Source organism: Aequorivita flava, assembly GCF_038742595.1.
GTDB lineage: Bacteria > Bacteroidota > Bacteroidia > Flavobacteriales > Flavobacteriaceae > Aequorivita > Aequorivita marisscotiae.
Genome location: NZ_JBANCF010000004.1, coordinates 103,146 through 121,256, shown reverse-complemented (window position 1 = coordinate 121,256; position 18,111 = coordinate 103,146). Strand labels below are relative to the sequence as shown.

Genomic DNA, 18,111 nt, shown 5'->3' with positions numbered 1-18,111 from the left:
ATGGAAAAGAAGAAAAAGCACGCCGATTTTCAAGACGAATATAGAAAATCTTCAAATTTTGGGAAACTTCAACAGGAGGAAGATTTAAAAATTAAGGGCGATGGCAAATTAAAAGTTGAAAAAGACGATGCAATGAAATCACGCTCAGACCAAAAAACAATTTCAGAAACACTTAAAAAAATAAATTCTGAAGAAGAATAAGTAAATAAAAAAGACGATTTTTATGGTTGCACAACCTACCGTATATGCCTAAACCCAACCCCAGTAAAGCGGAACAACAAAGCAATATTGATGAAGAACTGGAAAACTCTAAGTCATCAGAGATAACCAGTACCAAATCGCACGGCGAAATCTTAAAACAGCAAATAATTGATGGGCAGGAAACTTATAATAAAAATGCTATAAGTATACTTCTAAGTTCGCTAACGGCCGGTCTGGAAATAGGTTTCAGCTACTTATTAATATGTAGCCTTTTTTTCTTTTTACAAGGAAAAGTTGAAGAAGACACTATTATAAAACTCTTGTCTGTGGTTTATCCGGTAGGCTTTATAATGATTATTTTGGGGCAATCCATATTATTTACCGAACAAACTTCACTATTAACGCTTCCGGTTCTAAATAAAAAAAGAAGTTTCCGAAGTTTATTAAAACTTTGGGGGCTGGTTATTTCAGGAAATTTAATTGGGGGCTACCTAATAGCATTTTTATTGGTTTGGATTGGACCACATTTAGGCATATTCAATTTATTAACTGTCGAAAAAATAGCGGTTCACGTAACCCATTACGATAATTCGGTAATTTTTGTCAGTGCCATTCTTGCCGGTTGGTTAATGGGGTTGCTCTCGTGGTTAATAGCAGCTTCAAAAAGTACGCTAAGCCGAATCGTTTTAATATTTATGATTACCGCAGTGCTTTCATTCACCGGGCTTCACCACAGTATTGTGGGCAATGTAGAGGTTTTTGCTGGCTGGATAAGTTCGTCTGCAATAACATTTGTAGATTATCTGTCCTTTATCCTTTTAGCGTTATTAGGAAATGCCTTGGGCGGAGCCATTTTTGTTGCTTTGCTGAAATATCGTGCCTTTGTTTACGATGTAAAAGGGTAGGTAGAGGAAGCAATTTTTAATTATAAACAACAATAAAAAAACCCTTTTTCAAGGGTTTTATTTTTAAATCTTTTAGCGAGTGGGAATATGTTAACCTGGATTAATATTTGCTCCAGGCTTAGGTTTCGCCTTTGGTTTTGCCGAAGCTTTAGCAGCAATTGGTTTTGCCGGCTTCTTTTTTTCTGTTTTGTTTTCTAGTTTTTTCCCCATGGCTATATTTTTTAGTTAACATATACTGTTTAAAGGTACTAAATTAACGAACACCCTGCCGTATTTAATCTAAATATTTCGCGCTTAGGCAAATGATTTTAAGTAACTTAGCGAAACTAACCGAAGAATATGAAGCTTAGTTCCTTTTTTAAGCAGTGCCACGAAAAGGAAGTCTTTAAAATGTTGTCTATTTATGTGGTTTCTGCGTGGATTATCTTACAAGTTCTCGCAGTAACTTGGCAACCATTGGGGCTTCCCGAAAAATCCGTTACTTTTTTAATTATAATTTTATTGCTTTGTTTTCCTATTTATATTTTTCTTCTTTGGAAATTCAGATTAGCCAAAATTCATCAAGCTGAAATCGCGCAAAGCGAAAAGAAACCCAAGAAAGAACTAGCCTTTCGGAAAACATATTTCTCGGCTCTCGGAATTATCGCTTCATTATGTGTAATTGCCGTATTCTTAATAGTAAACAAGAATTTTTTACCCGCTAACAATTCCCTGCCAAAAATTATTAGTAGCGATAAGATTGCTGTGCTAAAATTTGGTAATAATACGGGAGACCATAAATACGACATTGTAAGTAAAATGGCCTCAGACTGGATAATCCACGGCATTACCGAAAACCAAGTAGCGCAGGTAATAACACAAGATTTAGTAGATGAATATAGAACAATTTTAAAAGGAAAAAAAATTGAGGAAGACGAATCAACCATTGTACGTGAATATCTAAAACCCAGTAAAATAATTTCAGGAAATTTCTATCTCAAAAACGAAAAACTTCTCTTTCAAGGGATGTTGATAGATGGAAAAACCAATAAAACCATTATATCGTTTAAACCTACACAATGTCTTGCAACCAACCCCCTAGAATGTATTGAAGATTTAAACGAATCTATAACTGGCTATTTTATTACAAAAGATAAGCAAAAGTTAATGCTGCAAGAAACACCGCCAAAATATGAAGCGTACAAATTGCTACTTGAAGCTAAAAACAGCAACGAAAACGAAACTTATATTAACCTTTTAAACAGAGCAATAGCTTCAGATTCTACTTATTTTGAACCAAAAGTGCTCCGTGTGGCCCATTACTACAACCAACAAGATTTTAAAACGGCAGATTCTCTCTTAAACTTAATTAAACCAGATTCGTACACCAATAAACGACAGTTAAATCTGCTAAATATGTACGAAGCGCTTTTAAAAGGCGACAATCGTACCGTGTATAAAACGCTTTTAAACGAGTACAAAATTGCGCCATTCGATTTAACCACCAATAAAACCGCTATGGTGGTAGCGCTGCAGTTTGTTAATAAGCCGGAAGATGTTGAAGCTATTTACAAAGTGATCCCGATGGATAGTATAAACCTTCAAAACTGTTCAGATTGCGTGGCGCGGATTTATGTAAACGCCTATGCCAATATAGAATTGGGCAATTATACAGCGGCGCTACAAACCATTGAAGATGCACAAAATAAGTTTGACGCCAAAATTTTAAACAAACCGCTTGCTATTGCCTACGTTCGTGCCAATAAAATTGAGGAGCTCGACCAATTTCTTAGAAAAATAGAAATTACGAATTCCCCCGCCGAAGTAAACGACTTGTATTTACAGGTAGGGAAGGAGTTTTTATTGAAAAATAACAAAACCAAGGCCATGGAATATTTTAAATATATTCTAAATTCAGACTCCGCAATTGTGGCGCCGGTAATGCTTGCAGAAGCACTGTTTTATGCTGAAGCGTATGAAAAGGCCGAAAAGATTTTAAACACCCACTACGCCAATAATCCTACAGACGTTGAGGCATTGACAAAATTGGCAATTTGTAATTTTAAAATGGGCAACCAAATAAAAGCCGAAACGTACCTCGAAAATTTAGAAACGTTGCCTTTAAAATATCAATTTGGAAGTATAAACTACGCACTAGCACAGTATTATGCTGCCACAGAGAATCAACCTCAATTTCAAAACCATCTGCTGAAAGCGGTAGCTAACGGACATAAATACCATTGGAAGTTTTTCAAAAACGATCCTCAATTTTTGAAATACAGCAACACGGCAGTGTTTGAAGAAGCAATGAACTTTTGGAAATAGTATTTTGTTTTTTTGCACTTCCGTAATTTTAAAAATATGGCAAAATTAAGAAACGCGCACGCACTGTTAATTGGAGTGGGGAAGGACCTGCCCGAGTCTGCTACAGATGCCAAGGCAATTTACAATATCTTGGCAAGTAAGGAGTACGGAGGTTATTTCAAAAAAAATATAAACTTACTCACTAATAAAAAAGCTACACGAAAAAATATTCTCGACGCTTTCGAGAAGCTTTCACAAATTACAGATGAAAATTCTTCGGTATTAATCTATTATTCCGGTCACGGCGGCACATATAGCGATAATACTTTTATAAAAGACGAAGCGCTTAAAAAGCCAGAAACACAAAACCAAAAGTATTTTCATTTATGTCCAAATGATTACGACCCCAACAATTATAAAACCACCTGGGTAAAAGCAGAAGAAATTAAAGACAAAATTCAACAATTAAAATCCCGTCGCTTAATTTTTTTTCTAGACTGTTGTCACGCAGCGGGAATAACGGCGGGCGTTTCCAGCTTTGGAGCACGGCCCCAACTTACAAATGCAGATGGTCTGGCCCAAAATCTGGACGATGGCCGTGGTATGACGATTGTTTCTGCATGCCGCGCCAACCAACTATCGTATATTATGGAAGGGGATGAAAATAGCCTTTTTACAAAATGTATGCTCGAAGTTTTAAAAGGTGAAAACAAACAAGAAGACGATGAGCCATTGGTACGTATTTTTGAAGTAGTACAATATTTATTTAAAAAGGTACCTCAAGTACATCCAGAGCAAAACCCGTATGCTAACTTGCAGATATTTGAAGATTTTGTGGTGAGCTTTGCTTCAAATTCAATAAAAAATAAAACTGAAATAACTAAAACTAAAGCTTTAGAAAATTCACCTAAAATCACTACAAAAGAGCCTGTTACAAAATTTAGGGAAACTAAAAACGGCAATAGCGCCATTCTGTTTATTCACGGTTTTTCAGGAGATGCCGAAAATACCTTTTCCGAAGCCCCAATGTTGCTAATGAACAATAAGGCTTTTGATGGGTGGGATATGTTTCCGTTAGGTTACAGCAGCAATATTGTTCCCGAAATGGGCAAGAATATTTGGGCCTGTGCGAGCGATATTAAGCATAATTCAGATTATTTGTGTTCTTCGATTAAAAATAAGTTTTCAAAATACAAACGCATTGCCATAATTGCGCACGATTTGGGTGGCATTGTAGCCCAACAAGCACTAATTGCTTTAGATCCCGCAGATCTTGAAAGAATAAGCCACGTTTTATTTTTTGCTACCCCCAGTAACGGCCTCCCGGAACTTGCGCTCAAAGACTTTTTTACCTACGCCAATGACGAAAAGGAGTTAAGGGAGGGAAGTGTCTATATAAAAAATTTGCGGGAGCGATGGAATAAAGCTTTTAAACACGGCTATCCCTTCACCTTTAAAACAATTGCGGGCAGCAAGGATGAATATGTACCATTAAGCTCAAGTTTGGCGCCCTTTAACAAAAAATATCACGAGTTAATTGAAGGCAGTCATTTTTCGATAGTACAAGTTGAAAATGAAGCCGATGACGGGTATCAGGCTATTTTAAAAACCTTAACCGATAAAAGTTTTCTGAACAAATTCTCCAATAAAGAAGAAATTAACATTGCTTTGGGCGAATATAAAGCAGTAATAAATTCACTGCTTCCGAAGATAAAAACGCTGGATGGTAAAGGAGTAGAGCGATTAATATACGCACTGGAAGGCGCGGGTAGGGAGGAAGAGGCCGTAAAAATTTTGGAAGCACACCCGTTGGCAAAAAACAACTCAAATTTATTGGGAATACTGGGCGGCAGGTACAAACGGCAATATTTAAAAACGTTTACCGCCCACGATTTATCGATGACATATAAATATTACAACGATGCTTTAAAAATAGCCGAAGCTAAAAACGATTATTCACAAATTTATTATCACGCTATAAATTTGGCTTTTGTAAGTTTAATGAAAGGCGAGAGGCCCGAAATGACGGTATTTGCCAATAAAGCCTATGAGGCAACCATACTGGATCCGTTCCCCAGTCTCTGGAAGTTTGCCACCGTGGGCGAAGCGTATCTGTATAAAGGAGAATTTGAAAATTCGAAGAACAACTATGCAAAAGCCGCAGCAATGGCTGGATTACGCGAAAAACTGTCAATTTATACCAATGCGTATAACGCGTACACTAGCTTAATGCAAACCGATAATCCCAAAGATGTGTTTGTCAAATTCCTAAGAATGAATTTTTTATCGTAATTTAATGGCAAAATTAAACTTAATGTTGAAGTTTACCCAAAACAAGACCCCAAAGCTGAATTTCAAAAAAGCACTTAAAAAGCCTATACCCGTAAAATGTGTTCAGATAGACGAGCCATTTGAGGTAGAAACTATGGAAGGTGTAATGAAAGGCAAAGCTGGAGATTGGCTAATGATAGGCGTTAACGACGAAAAATACGTCTGCGATGCTTCCATATTTAAAAAAACCTACGAGCTAATGAAATAAAATCAGTTTAATGTAAATCCCGTAAGCCATGAGTGGAAAAAGAATTTTTATCAGTTATTCCAGGCGAGATATAGATTATGTAAAATCGTTAGTAGAAGCGTTGCGCTCGCAAGGCTTTGAAGTTTGGTTTGACAAAAATATTATGACGGGCAACGATTGGGACGATACCATAGAAGAAGAAATAAAAAAGGCAGATGCGCTGGTGCTAATTCTGTCTAAAACTTCGGTATCTTCAGATCCTGTAAAAGATGAAATGTCCTACGCATTAAGCTTAGGAAAGAGTTTAAACCCTATAAAAATAGAGGAGTGCGACGTTCCCATGCGCTTGGCACGAAAACAATTTATAGACTTTGAAGCACTTGGTCACGAATTGGGTTTTGAGAGATTGGTAAAAGATTTAACCCTTCAACTAACCGATAAGCCAAAAGAGAAAGTAACCGTACAAAAAGGTACATTTAAACCCCCGGTGAAACAGCAACAACGCCCCCAAAATTATACGGCAAGACGGCCAAAATCTAACAATAATTCATTGATTATTGGTGGGATAATAATTGGTGGAGGCGCAGTGGTTATTTTGATAGTTTTTCTTATAGTAGTTTCGTTACAGTCAGATTATTCAGAAGATTACGACACATACGACAACACAGACTCTTTTGTAGATTACAATGTTCCCCAACAAACGGGAACAATAGAAGATCAAGATTGGAATACTACTTTAAACAGCAATAATTTAGACGGGTATATAGCCTTTTTATATACCTATGGAAGGACTAGTAAATATTACGATCAAGCTTATGAAATAATTAACCAAATGTTGCCAAAATCGGCTACGGTCTGGTACGGCGTACAAGGAGGTAATTACAACTTTACGAAATATTTATTCTATGATGGCGACAATTCTACACCGCCACAATACGACGATATAATTACCCCAATCTATAAAAGCGAACTCTATGAGGGCGAAAACTTTGTACGCAATGGAAATTATGTGCAACCGGGCCAGCGATTATTGGTTTACGACACGTGGGTAGATGCCAATTACAATATTTGGGCAAGGATTCGGTATAATTAGTGATTTTGCTTCTTAAAATACTTTTTATAGTACAAAGGGAGGAGGCATAAAGTAATAGCATAATATAGGAGTATATTATGGCTTATCGGTTATTCTATTTTACATAATATAAATTATAGGACAAATTATGACTTTAATTTGCCTAATTAAAAACTACAACAAGTTATCGCTACATTCTCCCAAAATCCACATTTAATAGTCCGAGTTATTCTAATTGCAGATTTTGCTCATAATCCATTTGCTGACTCAATACCCTAATTATAAAAATTTCGTCTAACGACTTGAAATAAAAAATGGTATGTGATTTAAAACTGAATCTTTTTAAATTATCTATAAATTCAGAAGCATCTCGACCTAAATTTACATTTCGGCCTAGAAGTTTAAAAGTTTCTTGCATCTCGAAAAAATACTTCTGAGCTTGAATAAGTCCAAATTTACTTATCCCAAATTCATACATAACTTCTAAATCAAACTCAGCTTTTCTCGAAAGTCTATAAACGCCCATCCTTTTTCATACGAGTTTCAACATCCTTCATTATTTCTGGAAGCGTTTTGTTACCCACACCACTATCCAAACCTTCAATAAGTTTAGACTTTAACGCAAGGAAGTCAACACTTTTAGCTTGATCTTGCCTTACTAGATTGCGTATGTATTCGCTATCATTAGTAAATTCTCCCGCTTGGATTTGAGCTTTAATCCATTCATCCTGTTGTTGAGTAAGTGTAATTGTTTTCCGAATTGTTGCCATTGAATAGATTTTTAAAACGTCATACTATTGGTGTAATATAGTGAATAAAATTGAATTTTGAAATTATATTCCACCACACACAGTTTTCTACCAGGTCCCTGTCCTTGCAAAAAAGAGTGTTTACTTTAATAATTTAAATAGGTACTCGTGAATCTCTCCCGAAGCCTCGGGATCAATTTCATTACATCCTAAAAGAAATTTTGGAAATGACAACTTTTTGAAAAAGCAGTCTATTTTACTATTGCTATTTTATAACAATTAGTGAGTCCCATTTAATTTAATAATTAGGCGTTTACTCTTTGCATTAGTAACATTTTCATTTAAATGGTTTAATTCCGTTAGTTTTTCTTTTAGAATTAAATTTTTTAAAATAGTGTAATTAGACTGTATTTTAAGCTGGTTGTCTTTACTCTGCACTAACTCAAAAAAATATTCACCTAAATCATTTTTAAAATCTATTTTTCCATTTTCCAGTCCTAACACCTCAATTTTACAGGGAAAGTTTAGATAGAATGTAAAATAATCGGAGTAATTATAATCCAGATAGTAATTTAATTCAGAAGTACCCACCGTTTTCTCCAACTGAAAATGCTGAATAAGTTTATCAATAGAAACACTAACCAAACTATCATTAACAAAGGTAATAGCATTATTTAATGTGCCCTCCCCGCTCATAATATTAACAAATGGTTTATAGCCTTTTTGCAACCTATTAGTAACAGTATCTATCTGAATGGTGTTGTTTTCGCCTTCAAATTCAGATAGTGTACTATAGAAATTGCTTATCTCCTCATCCATACTCAACATACTGTAAAAACTCCGCATTTCGGTTGACATACCACCCGAAATCTCGAGCCTATACCTAAAGGTGGTTTTCTTTTTTTCAATATCTACATTGCCAGAAAATGACTGATTTATATAATTGTAATTTGAATCCATCCCAGGTAGATTAATTGTTGCAACAGACACGGAGTCAACCCTAGCCAATTGTAAATCACGATCAATAAATACAGCTTTTTTCTTTTTATTATCTGCCGCATTCGGTTTAACCAAAACTGCCTTCGTACTGTATAATGACGTAGGAATTTCATCAATTAAATACATGTATAACTCGTTATGTGGATAAAGTAATTGCATATCACCTTCGGCATTTTTAAAAGCAAAAAATATATGATCAAATTCTCCTTTCCTAATATAGTCAGTATCAATAGAGCCTAGGCGTTTGCTTCTCCCAAATACAGCCCAATAATCAATTTCCAAATCTTCTAATAATTGTCTATAAAACCTTCGGATACTTATAGGATCAAATCTTTCTTCCTTTAAAAAATAGCCGGTAGATTTTATAAACTCAGATTCATCAATTGGCAACATCTTGAAATTTGCTAATATTTCATTGTAAAGTAACTGGAATTGATAATATTTGGAACTGTCTTTGGCGCTTCCAATAACTCTACGCATCCATCTATTATAATAGGACGAATTTTCTTTGTCTAACGCCATTGGTTGGGTAAGAAAGTTAAATTCTTCATTATAAACATCGCGCCAAGATCTTAACTCACTGTCCTTTTTTTCTAAGGAATAGTACAAATACGGCTTTTCGCACGGTAAACAACTGTGCTCATTCTCTTCGAGAGCTATTACATTATCCATTGAAAATTGTAAGTACACAATCGTGTCATTGGCAATAACTGCGGGGGATGGAAAATCATTATAGGTTTTGTATCGCACCGTAAGTTGCGGTCCTGTTTTTATAGTATATTGTGAATTTACACTTGGCAAGTTGGCGTATAAATTTATATAGCTCTTCATATTAGCGGTTTCTATACGCTCCGAATACACATAATGGGTTTCAATGGTGTCTCCCGGTTCTACTGCAGGAATGGGATAATGTATGGCGCCAAATTTTTCACGAGGTGAATTTTTTCGAAATACTAAACTAGAATCCAATTCAACAATGGTACCGTTGGCTTTTAGTGTTCTAATTTTAATGCTTTCTATATTGTTGCTCTCAAATTCATTTAACGTTAAAAAGGCATACTTTTCAACTCCTAAAGGCGTATTAACCACCAATTTATTATCTATTGAAATATGCTTTTTATAACTGCTCCAAAATTTTTCGTAGGTAACATCTTTATAGGAATGGGTAAAATAGGCGTCAGAATTTTTACAGATTGTTAAAAATGGATCTACCGTTGTATTAGTAACAGTAGCGTTAAAACTATAGAAAAGTCCAGCGAGGATGCAAATGGCGAAGCTAGCTCTTTTGGGTTTCGAGAACAATGGGTGCATTGATAATATTTTTAAAAGATTCTAGAATTTCATTTGTGGTATTACTGTTTTCCCTATCAATAAAGAGATGGTCAATAATAAAATTGTAATGGCATTCTATTTCAGTGTTAGATATTGCCCTAACATTTAAATGTAACGATACCCCCTCGCCTATTTTGCTGTGCTCAATGGGATTAAAAGCTTCTATGGGCTCGTCTAATTTTATGCGTACCACTACCTTTTTTTGATATGGGTTGTTTAAATATGTGCCTTCTATTAATGCCTCCCTACTTTCAGTTTCAATAAGCCTCGGTAAAAAGTCAATAAATAAATACCTGTGAGAGGCATCATTAAAAGTTTTACCGTTGATTACAATATTTCCCGTTAGTTGAAATGTATCTGCAGTATTTATAAGTGATAAATCTGAAATGGTCTGGTTTCCAAAAATTTCCTTATAATAAGTCTCTGCATTCAAAGCAAATTTTTCTTCGCCATCATATTTTTGCATTCGGCGTAAATAATTACTTGAAAGCCCAGCATAATCAATCTCAAACGTTCCTTTTATAACATTTTCATTGGCATCTAAATTCAAATTTAAGTTGTAGGAAATTTCATTTTGTTGTGCACTAAATGCATTTATTTTATAAAATGAACCACCTGTCTTATTCACAATTAAAATAGTACGGTCCTGTAAACTTTGTACAGGAGTTCTCATTAAATGAACTGGATCCGTAGGGTCCAATAGTATTGTTTCGTTATTTATATAAGCAATACAAATAACATGATTGGCCGAGCTTAAAGAAGGAAAATCACAGTCGCTAATATGTTGAAATGTGGCGGCCAAAGCAATATCACTTTCAATACCCTTGTATTTTAAAGCTTCCGACAAAAAGTTTGAAAGATCCTTACAATCGCCTTCTTTATTTAAATAAACGTCGTTGGCGTGAGACGGAATAAACGCGCCCATCCCAATCTCAATAGCAACATATTTAAAGTTATTTTTAACGTAATTATATAGAATTTCTACAATTTCTGAAGGTTCGGTAACAGTAGCAGTCAAGGCATCAATCTTTTTTTTAACCGAAGAGTTTAATCCTTTTTTAGAAGAAATTTTATTTAAATACCAATCGTTCATATAATTGATGGGGCGGTCGGAATATGAACTGGGCATAACCAAGGTTCGCATAAAGGGTACATTCATGTTTTTATAAATACCAAACATCTGCAGCGGATCGGGCGCTACCTTTTTTGGAGCCACTTTTATTTTCCACTTAGAACCCGCATTAGTACTGATAGAATCCATAGCAAAAAATGATATGGAATCTTGATAGATGGTATTGTGAACAAATTTAAATTCATTCGGAACATCTATAATATAGTTTAGCGTGTCTATTTGGTTATATGAAAAGAAATCTAAATTTGAAAAATACATCAATTCCTCACAGATTACAGTGTAGGTTAACTGAACCTCTTTGTCTGCGGGAATTGTAACGATTTTTATTTTCTTACTATTTATATAATCCAATTTTACGGCTTCCTCCTCAATATTTTTTATGGGTAGGCTTTTTAGTCGCCTTCCTTTTTGTTCAAAAAGTTGAATGTTTGAAATCTGCTCCAACTCTGTATCGTAGATAATTGGATAAAAACGAGTCTGCTTATTTGATTTAAACTGAATTGAAATTTCATTTACAAAAGAAGAGTCAGCTTGAATTTGAATATTTTCCAATTTCGATTTTAATTGAAAATCTTGCGCAGCGCCCCATTGGCAGTAAAAAATAGAGACTAGTAAAATCGAGGCATTTATAAAACTCTTCATAAAAAGATTTGAGCAGTTGGGGCAGGATAAAACCTACTGCAATATAATCTTTCAATTATATTTTAAAAATTTATTTCAAAAAAATATATTATTAATATCTTTTTATTGATTAGTTCGCTAATGTATATCTATGTATAGTTCAGAGTACATTAATGTATGGTTCAATGAATATATATGTATTGTTTAGGGTGACTTAATGTATGGTTAGGCCACCCTTCGTGCTACCTTAAAGCTACCTTACTCCTACCTAACCCCTAGTATGGTGCTACTTTCTTAATTTTTAAACTACTTTTAAATGTAAATGAACTTATGTATTGTAGAGCACAATAATTATATACGTTCCGAACAAAAATTAATTACTAGGATTCTGCACATAACAATCCCGTGTTGTAAATGACCAGGTATTGCTATTAATGGCCTTTATGGTGTACGAATTAAATAATAAAATATGCTGTGCCCTTCCTGAATTATTTTCTATTTCAGAAATTTTATAATCATTATTATTATTATCAGGGAAAGATTTAATGAAAAATTTACGAGTTGAAGAAACTGTGCTCAGTTCATATACATATGATGGATCATCCGTTGTTTTAACCAGTATTTCAATAGATTTATTATTATTTAAAATATTATTAGTACTATTAGGGCCATCAAAGGCAATGGCAAACGGTTTGTTTAAGACATTAACAGCCTTCGGCAGTTCTATCGTCAATCGGGTAGTAGCGTCTGTATAGGTTGTAATATTATTAGTCCTTAACACCACAATACCTCCATCGGGTAAGCTGTTTAAAGCATTCGTCATTTGAGACGATGTCACGTTTACCTGATTCCCATTACTTCCACTTGGAAGATCAATATTTACATAAATCACTTTATTCGGAACCGCACAATCAGAGAAGTATCCATCAAATTTACCTATAGTTACCCATTCAGCTGTAGAGCCAGTACTCATTAATACCTGCCCAACTTTTCCTTTTGATCCCTGAACTGATTCTGTTCCTCCCAAACGTATTCCTCCATCAATTTGTATGCTACCACCATCGTTATCAGCGGTTTTCACAATATGCAAATCGCTTTTAGGATCAACGGTTCCTATACCAACCTGCGAATAGCCAATAACAACAATCAATAGCGCAATAATTGTTAAACATCTTTTCATAAATAACGGTTTTAGATTCTAATCAATTTTAAAAACAACAAATGTAAGTAATATATAATCCTACAATTATTGAAATATACTAAATATTGAACCAATTGAAAAAGTTTCAACACCAATTAAATAGTAAAAAAACCACCCTATTTTCACTTAACAGAACATTAAACACATCTTATAAATCCTTCCCAATTGCCTGTTAAATAAAATTTAAACCAATCTACACCCCCACCCCTTTTTTATATATTCCCAAAACCATACATGTAAATAATACAAAACCTAAAAAACAAGTAGCTCATGAAGGCTGAGGCCGATACGGAAAAAGATGAATTAATTGGTGAACTCGCAGACGGAAAACGCACTGTAAAAAGTTTGCCTCATGGCGGTTTTCTGTTTTTGGAGCACGATGTACCTTTTCTCCTAATTTATCGGAAACGCCCTGATGATAAAGCTACATTGCGACTTGCCCGAACGGGCGCAAGTTACTTGATTATCGGGGAGGATAATTTTGACTATTTCAGTGAATTTATCCGGCAACTTACCGCAAAAATGAGTGCTAGATTCGGTAGCTTTTTTTTAATGGAAATCTATAGTGGCCCTACAAACAGTACTGAATTTGTAATTCGCGGCCCTTCCCATAAATTACCGGTGTCGTTAGAAGTACTGCGTAAGGCCTTAGAAAATATTGAAGGTACAACCTACGGTGTAAAACTTAACGCCACCATAGAACAAACCAAACAACGGCAACAAAAATCCGAAGATGCTTTAATGAGCATTTCCGAAATAAAAGATTGTGGCGGTACGCTAATTGGTTTAGAAATCCCACCGGTGTATCGCGCTGAAAATGGAGAGGTTTTTCCGTTGTACTTTAGGCAATTTCAAGAAAGTGTAGCTGTAGCGATCCATCAATCGGTTTTTGAGTTTTTGCGGGTGCAAACTTCCAGCAATCTGGCCAGCTATTACGCCCTGGGAAAAAGAGAAATTCACAAGGAGGTCTTTAAAATGGACCGGGAACTTACTGCCATAGAAAACAGTTATCAGTTTCTGTTGTTGGTAGCTCCCGTTAATATACAAAGCATCCGATCTAAATTTTTTGAAAGCAATTTTAAAGATGTGGAAGAATATCATTATCGACTTCTGCCAATTGATCCGGATATTCTAAAAAGACGACTGTATAACTTAGCGATAGACCAAATTGACGACCCCGCCTTGTCCTACCTTTTTCAGGAAAAAAGAGAGGAACTGGACCAACAGCTAACTATGCTGAAGGAACGCGGCTCTAAAAACTTTTTTTACAGTAGCGTACGTCTTTACAAAGGATTGGAAAAAACGCTTTCTGCTGAAGCCGAACTAATTCTTCAACATATTCCTGAAGATATTTCAGAAGAAAATAAAGAGATTTTAGATGCAACCGCCTTCGCTAAAATGGCTAAAACAGAATTCGAATTCTTTAAACAACAAGACCCCAATTACCAATGTAAAGTGCATATTCGAAAAGATGTAAACGTAATGATGGTGAGCAACGGCGAGCTTTACTTACCGGCAGATTACACTTTAACAAAAAAAGAGGCACAGGCATTAATTCAGCACGAAATAGGTACGCACGCCCTAACCCATTACAACGGATTGCAACAATCACTGAGCCAGTTAAGTGTAGGTTTTGCAGATTACGATCCTTTACAGGAAGGAATTGCGGTGCTTTCAGAATATTTAATTGGCGGCCTTTCTGCCAACCGTCTGCGCATGTTGGCTGGCCGGGTGGTAGCCGGTGCAGCGTTAATGGATAATGCCGAATTTAAAGAAGTATTTCATCTGCTTTATACCACCCATAATTTTTCAAAAGAACGGGCTTTCAATATTACGTCCAGAATGTTTCAAGGTGGGGGTTTCTTAAAAGATATTATTTACTTAAAAGGCTTGGTTCAACTGCGCGAATATCTTATAAATGGTGGGGATTTGGAATTTCTGCTAGCGGGAAAATTTGCACTAAAACACGTGCCAATGATTACAGATCTAACAGCCCGTGGCCTTTTAAAACCACCCAAATTAAAACCGAGATACCTACAGAAAAAAGATTTTATAGAACGAATAAACAAACTTAAACAAGGGGTTTCCCTTTCTAAATTACTCTAAAAATGAAAATATGTTTTGTTATAAGCGACATTAAAACCGAAGCCTGCGGGACGACGGTAGTTATATTGAAAAAAGCGCACGAGCGTGGGCATAAAGTGTATGTAATGAGTGTGGGCGATTTTATCTTTCATCGCGATGAAAATATAAGTCTGCGTTGTAAAAAAATACCCGCATCTGTAAAAGGCGAAAGCGTTGAAGAATTTTGGGAACAGGTGCAAGACGATAAATTAAAAGCAAAAGCGGTGCCCAGCACAGATATGGATGTAGTGTTTTTGCGCAATAATCCTACCGAAGAAACATCAGACAGGCATTGGGCAGAACACAGCGGCATTGCCTTTGCGCGAATGATTCAGCAAAGTGGGGTTTTGGTGTTAAACGACGCATTTGCCATGAGCCACGCATTTATTGATAAATTATATTTTGAAGAATTACCTGCCGAAATTAAACCCGACAGTTTAATTACTCGTAATAAAGAAGACTTGCTGGAATTCTGGGAACGAATGGGTAAAAAAATGGTGCTAAAACCTTTGGAAGGCTCAGGCGGTCAAGATGTGTATTTAATTGATAAGGCCAAAAAAAATCTCAATCAAATAGTAGATACTATTAGTGCTAAAGGCTATATAATTGCTCAAGAATTTTTACCAGAAGTAAGCAAAGGCGATGTACGGGTAATTTTAATGAATGGGAAAATTCTCGAAGAAAACGGCGAAAAAGCAATTATTAGAAGGGTAAATAGCGACAATTCCGAATTTAGAAGCAATCTCTCCTTGGGTGCAAAAGCTAAAAAAGCAAAGCTCACTCCCGAAATAGAAAAAATTGTTTCATTAACGGCTCCAAAATTAATTAGAGACGGACTCTTCTTCGTGGGATTAGATATTGTAAACGATAAATTAATAGAAATTAATGTTTTAAGTCCAGGTGGATTGGATTATTGCGAAAACATAAAACTGCCCGCATTTACAGACACCGTAGTTGAAGCTATTGAACGAAAAATTGAATATAAAAAATATTATAAAAATAGCCTGACCAACAAAGAATTAGCCACCATGGATTAATTTGAATTTATACTGTAAGCTGTGTGAAGAAAAATTAAAAATGAAATGAAAAAGTTAGAAAATAAAATACCTAGAATTATAGGAACCTATACTTCTAAAATTGAAGGTCCGTTGCTGTTTATATCTGCTGGAATCCACGGCAATGAGCCCAGTGGTGTTTTGGCCCTTCAAAATGTATTTAAAATATTAGAAGCCGAAAAACCTGAAATAAAGGGTAAAATTGTCGGTGTATCGGGAAATAGAGCGGCGCTCGAAAGAGACGTTCGTTTTATAGATGAAGATTTAAACCGAACGTGGACGGTAGAAAATATTCAAAATAAAATAACAGACAGCCAGGAAAAGAAAGAAATGTTTGAAATTATTGACGTTTTAAATCAATTTTCTAAAGAAGAATTTACCGAACGATATTTTTTAGACTGTCATACCACTTCTGCAGCTAGCCTACCCTATATTTCAGTTCAGGAAGTGAATGACAATGACGCATGGGCACATAAATTTCCCACCCATATTATCCGCGGATTTTCCGATATAGTGCTTGGGTGTATAGACCATTACGAAAGTAGAATTGGAATAACCGGTTTTGTTTTTGAAGGTGGACAACACGAAAGCAAAGTGGCAAAAATGAATCACGAAGGTATTATCTGGCTAGCAATTCAAAATGCCAACGATTTAGATTTAAACAAACTAAACCAATACCCCGAAGCCGCTAAAATGCTTCAAAAAAATAAAGAAGAACAAAAAACTTTTGAAATCTGTTATCGTCACGGTTTAAATAACAACGATACATTTAAAATGCAACCCGGTTATAAAAATTTCCAACCGATTAAAAAAGGTGAGCTATTGGCACAGCAAAACGGAAAACCCATTTATAGCGAATGGGATGCCTATATTTTTATGCCATTGTACCAAAAGCAAGGAAATGACGGCTTTTTTGTAGTAACGGAAGCACAGTAAACAAACCGCACTTTTCGCTACCCTCCTATTATTTCTCCACCGTTTACGTGTATAAACTGTCCAGTTACATAACTGCTATCCTCACAAGCCAAATAAACATAAGCGGGCGCCACCTCGCTGGGTTGGCCCGGCCTACCCAAAGGTGTATCTCTACCAAAGTCCGAAACATTGTCTAGGGTTGCAGGAATTAAAGGTGTCCAAATTGGTCCGGGCGCCACGCCATTAACGCGGATTTTCTTTGCTGCAAGATTTTTAGACAAGGAACGTGTAAAACTTACATTTGCTCCTTTGGTACTTGCGTAATCTATTAAATGATCACTCCCCCGATATGCCGTAACCGAACTCGTATTTATTATACAATCGCCTTCGTTTAAATATTTCAAGGCAGCTCGCGTTATGCGGAAATACGAATAAATATTGGTTTCAAAAGTTTGGTGCAATTGTGGATCGTTAATCTGCAATAGACTGTCTTGGGCAAATTGCATTGCGGCATTATTTACTACGACATTCAGCTTTCCGAATTTGGATATACATTGCTCCACCACCTTTTCACAAAAAACAGCATCTCTAAGATCTCCTGCAATAATAATACAGTCGCTCCCTTCTGCTTTAACCATTTCGCTGGTTTTTTTGGCATCTTTGTCTTCTTCCAAATACACAATAGCAATATTGGCGCCTTCTCTTGCAAAATGCACAGCTACGCTCCTACCAATTCCGCTGTCGCCACCGGTTATTAGAGCCACTTTATTTTTTAATTTTTCACTTCCTTTATACCCCTTACGAATAATTTCGGGCTGCGGTTTCATCTTTGTTTCCTTACCGGGTTGCCTTTGTGTTTGATCGGGGATTTTTTTCTCCTTTTTCATAGAAACTTCATTTAAACCATTAAAATAATAAAAAAGAAAAATGAGTATATTATTTTTAATAGGAAATTAACAGCGCTAGTATTTGCTAATCTGCATAGGTGTTAAATTCCACTTAAA

General features: G+C 35.6%; 15 protein-coding genes. 9 read left to right on the top strand and 6 right to left on the bottom strand.

The features are described 5' to 3' along the window. The 6 genes from VZD24_RS07465 to VZD24_RS07440 all read left to right on the top strand — a co-directional run bounded on the left by VZD24_RS07465 (position 1) and on the right by VZD24_RS07440 (position 7,000). A complete protein-coding gene (locus VZD24_RS07465) occupies positions 1-201 on the top strand; it encodes a hypothetical protein (RefSeq protein WP_279447968.1) in 201 nt (66 codons plus the stop codon). 44 nt (positions 202-245) lie between these two features. Next, positions 246-1,106: a formate/nitrite transporter family protein gene (locus VZD24_RS07460; RefSeq protein WP_279447969.1), complete on the top strand. Its 861-nt coding sequence runs from the start codon at positions 246-248 to the stop codon at positions 1,104-1,106. 339 nt (positions 1,107-1,445) lie between these two features. Next, the gene (locus tag VZD24_RS07455; RefSeq protein ID WP_342686385.1) at positions 1,446-3,410 is read left to right on the top strand and encodes a tetratricopeptide repeat protein; all 1,965 of its coding nucleotides are present in this window, start codon (positions 1,446-1,448) and stop codon (positions 3,408-3,410) included. A gap of 36 nt (positions 3,411-3,446) precedes the next feature. Continuing rightward, positions 3,447-5,681 (top strand): caspase family protein, encoded by a 2,235-nt coding sequence (locus VZD24_RS07450; protein WP_342686384.1) that lies wholly within the window; start codon positions 3,447-3,449, stop codon positions 5,679-5,681. A 4-nt stretch (positions 5,682-5,685) separates the two neighbouring features. After that, positions 5,686-5,928 carry a hypothetical protein gene (locus VZD24_RS07445; protein ID WP_342688778.1) on the top strand — a complete coding sequence of 81 codons (243 nt, stop codon included), beginning with the start codon at positions 5,686-5,688 and terminating at the stop codon, positions 5,926-5,928. Positions 5,929-5,956: 28 nt separating this feature from the next. Beyond that, positions 5,957-7,000 carry a toll/interleukin-1 receptor domain-containing protein gene (locus VZD24_RS07440; RefSeq protein ID WP_342686383.1) on the top strand — a complete coding sequence of 348 codons (1,044 nt, stop codon included), beginning with the start codon at positions 5,957-5,959 and terminating at the stop codon, positions 6,998-7,000. A 205-nt stretch (positions 7,001-7,205) separates the two neighbouring features. Here the strand turns inward: VZD24_RS07440 and VZD24_RS07435 are convergent, their stop codons facing one another. The 5 genes from VZD24_RS07435 to VZD24_RS07415 all read right to left on the bottom strand — a co-directional run bounded on the left by VZD24_RS07435 (position 7,206) and on the right by VZD24_RS07415 (position 12,992). Next, the gene (locus tag VZD24_RS07435) at positions 7,206-7,505 is read right to left on the bottom strand and encodes a type II toxin-antitoxin system RelE/ParE family toxin (protein ID WP_342686381.1); all 300 of its coding nucleotides are present in this window, start codon (positions 7,503-7,505) and stop codon (positions 7,206-7,208) included. After that, positions 7,492-7,749, bottom strand: coding sequence for a type II toxin-antitoxin system ParD family antitoxin (locus VZD24_RS07430; protein WP_279447975.1), 258 nt, complete (start codon positions 7,747-7,749; stop codon positions 7,492-7,494). Before VZD24_RS07430 ends, VZD24_RS07435 begins: the two co-directional genes overlap by 14 nt. Before the next feature lie 258 nt (positions 7,750-8,007). Beyond that, on the bottom strand, positions 8,008-10,038 hold the full coding sequence (locus tag VZD24_RS07425; protein WP_342686379.1) for a DUF3857 domain-containing protein: 2,031 nt from the start codon (positions 10,036-10,038) through the stop codon (positions 8,008-8,010). Continuing rightward, the gene (locus VZD24_RS07420) at positions 10,004-11,833 is read right to left on the bottom strand and encodes a transglutaminase domain-containing protein (RefSeq protein WP_342686378.1); all 1,830 of its coding nucleotides are present in this window, start codon (positions 11,831-11,833) and stop codon (positions 10,004-10,006) included. Before VZD24_RS07420 ends, VZD24_RS07425 begins: the two co-directional genes overlap by 35 nt. Before the next feature lie 352 nt (positions 11,834-12,185). Further along, positions 12,186-12,992: a hypothetical protein gene (locus VZD24_RS07415; RefSeq protein ID WP_279447978.1), complete on the bottom strand. Its 807-nt coding sequence runs from the start codon at positions 12,990-12,992 to the stop codon at positions 12,186-12,188. A gap of 291 nt (positions 12,993-13,283) precedes the next feature. Between VZD24_RS07415 and VZD24_RS07410 the strand changes: the two genes are divergently transcribed. The 3 genes from VZD24_RS07410 to VZD24_RS07400 are packed head-to-tail and all read left to right on the top strand — an operon-like array spanning position 13,284 to position 17,128. Next, entirely contained in the window at positions 13,284-15,119 is a 1,836-nt protein-coding gene (locus tag VZD24_RS07410) for a peptidase MATCAP family protein (protein WP_342686377.1), read from the top strand. Between the two features lie 2 nt (positions 15,120-15,121). Beyond that, positions 15,122-16,174, top strand: coding sequence for an ATP-grasp domain-containing protein (locus VZD24_RS07405; protein ID WP_279447980.1), 1,053 nt, complete (start codon positions 15,122-15,124; stop codon positions 16,172-16,174). Positions 16,175-16,219: 45 nt separating this feature from the next. Next, the gene (locus tag VZD24_RS07400) at positions 16,220-17,128 is read left to right on the top strand and encodes a M14 family metallopeptidase (RefSeq protein WP_279447982.1); all 909 of its coding nucleotides are present in this window, start codon (positions 16,220-16,222) and stop codon (positions 17,126-17,128) included. 17 nt (positions 17,129-17,145) lie between these two features. On the opposite strand, the gene VZD24_RS07395 is transcribed toward VZD24_RS07400, so the two are convergent. Then, positions 17,146-17,994: an SDR family oxidoreductase gene (locus VZD24_RS07395; RefSeq protein WP_342686376.1), complete on the bottom strand. Its 849-nt coding sequence runs from the start codon at positions 17,992-17,994 to the stop codon at positions 17,146-17,148. Between the last annotated feature and the right edge of the window lie 117 nt (positions 17,995-18,111).

Excerpts from the sequence above, each read along its gene's own strand:
- VZD24_RS07410 (WP_342686377.1), top strand. The coding sequence starts at position 13,284 with ATGAAGGCTGAGGCCGATACGGAAAAAGATGAATTAATTGGTGAACTC.
- VZD24_RS07450 (WP_342686384.1), top strand. The coding sequence starts at position 3,447 with ATGGCAAAATTAAGAAACGCGCACGCACTGTTAATTGGAGTGGGGAAG.
- VZD24_RS07455 (WP_342686385.1), top strand. The coding sequence starts at position 1,446 with ATGAAGCTTAGTTCCTTTTTTAAGCAGTGCCACGAAAAGGAAGTCTTT.
- VZD24_RS07430 (WP_279447975.1), bottom strand. The coding sequence starts at position 7,749 with ATGGCAACAATTCGGAAAACAATTACACTTACTCAACAACAGGATGAA.
- VZD24_RS07415 (WP_279447978.1), bottom strand. The coding sequence starts at position 12,992 with ATGAAAAGATGTTTAACAATTATTGCGCTATTGATTGTTGTTATTGGC.
- VZD24_RS07435 (WP_342686381.1), bottom strand. The coding sequence starts at position 7,505 with ATGGGCGTTTATAGACTTTCGAGAAAAGCTGAGTTTGATTTAGAAGTT.
- VZD24_RS07395 (WP_342686376.1), bottom strand. The coding sequence starts at position 17,994 with ATGAAAAAGGAGAAAAAAATCCCCGATCAAACACAAAGGCAACCCGGT.
- VZD24_RS07420 (WP_342686378.1), bottom strand. The coding sequence starts at position 11,833 with ATGAAGAGTTTTATAAATGCCTCGATTTTACTAGTCTCTATTTTTTAC.
- VZD24_RS07465 (WP_279447968.1), top strand. The coding sequence starts at position 1 with ATGGAAAAGAAGAAAAAGCACGCCGATTTTCAAGACGAATATAGAAAA.
- VZD24_RS07425 (WP_342686379.1), bottom strand. The coding sequence starts at position 10,038 with ATGCACCCATTGTTCTCGAAACCCAAAAGAGCTAGCTTCGCCATTTGC.
- VZD24_RS07460 (WP_279447969.1), top strand. The coding sequence starts at position 246 with ATGCCTAAACCCAACCCCAGTAAAGCGGAACAACAAAGCAATATTGAT.
- VZD24_RS07440 (WP_342686383.1), top strand. The coding sequence starts at position 5,957 with ATGAGTGGAAAAAGAATTTTTATCAGTTATTCCAGGCGAGATATAGAT.
- VZD24_RS07400 (WP_279447982.1), top strand. The coding sequence starts at position 16,220 with ATGAAAAAGTTAGAAAATAAAATACCTAGAATTATAGGAACCTATACT.
- VZD24_RS07405 (WP_279447980.1), top strand. The coding sequence starts at position 15,122 with ATGAAAATATGTTTTGTTATAAGCGACATTAAAACCGAAGCCTGCGGG.
- VZD24_RS07445 (WP_342688778.1), top strand. The coding sequence starts at position 5,686 with ATGGCAAAATTAAACTTAATGTTGAAGTTTACCCAAAACAAGACCCCA.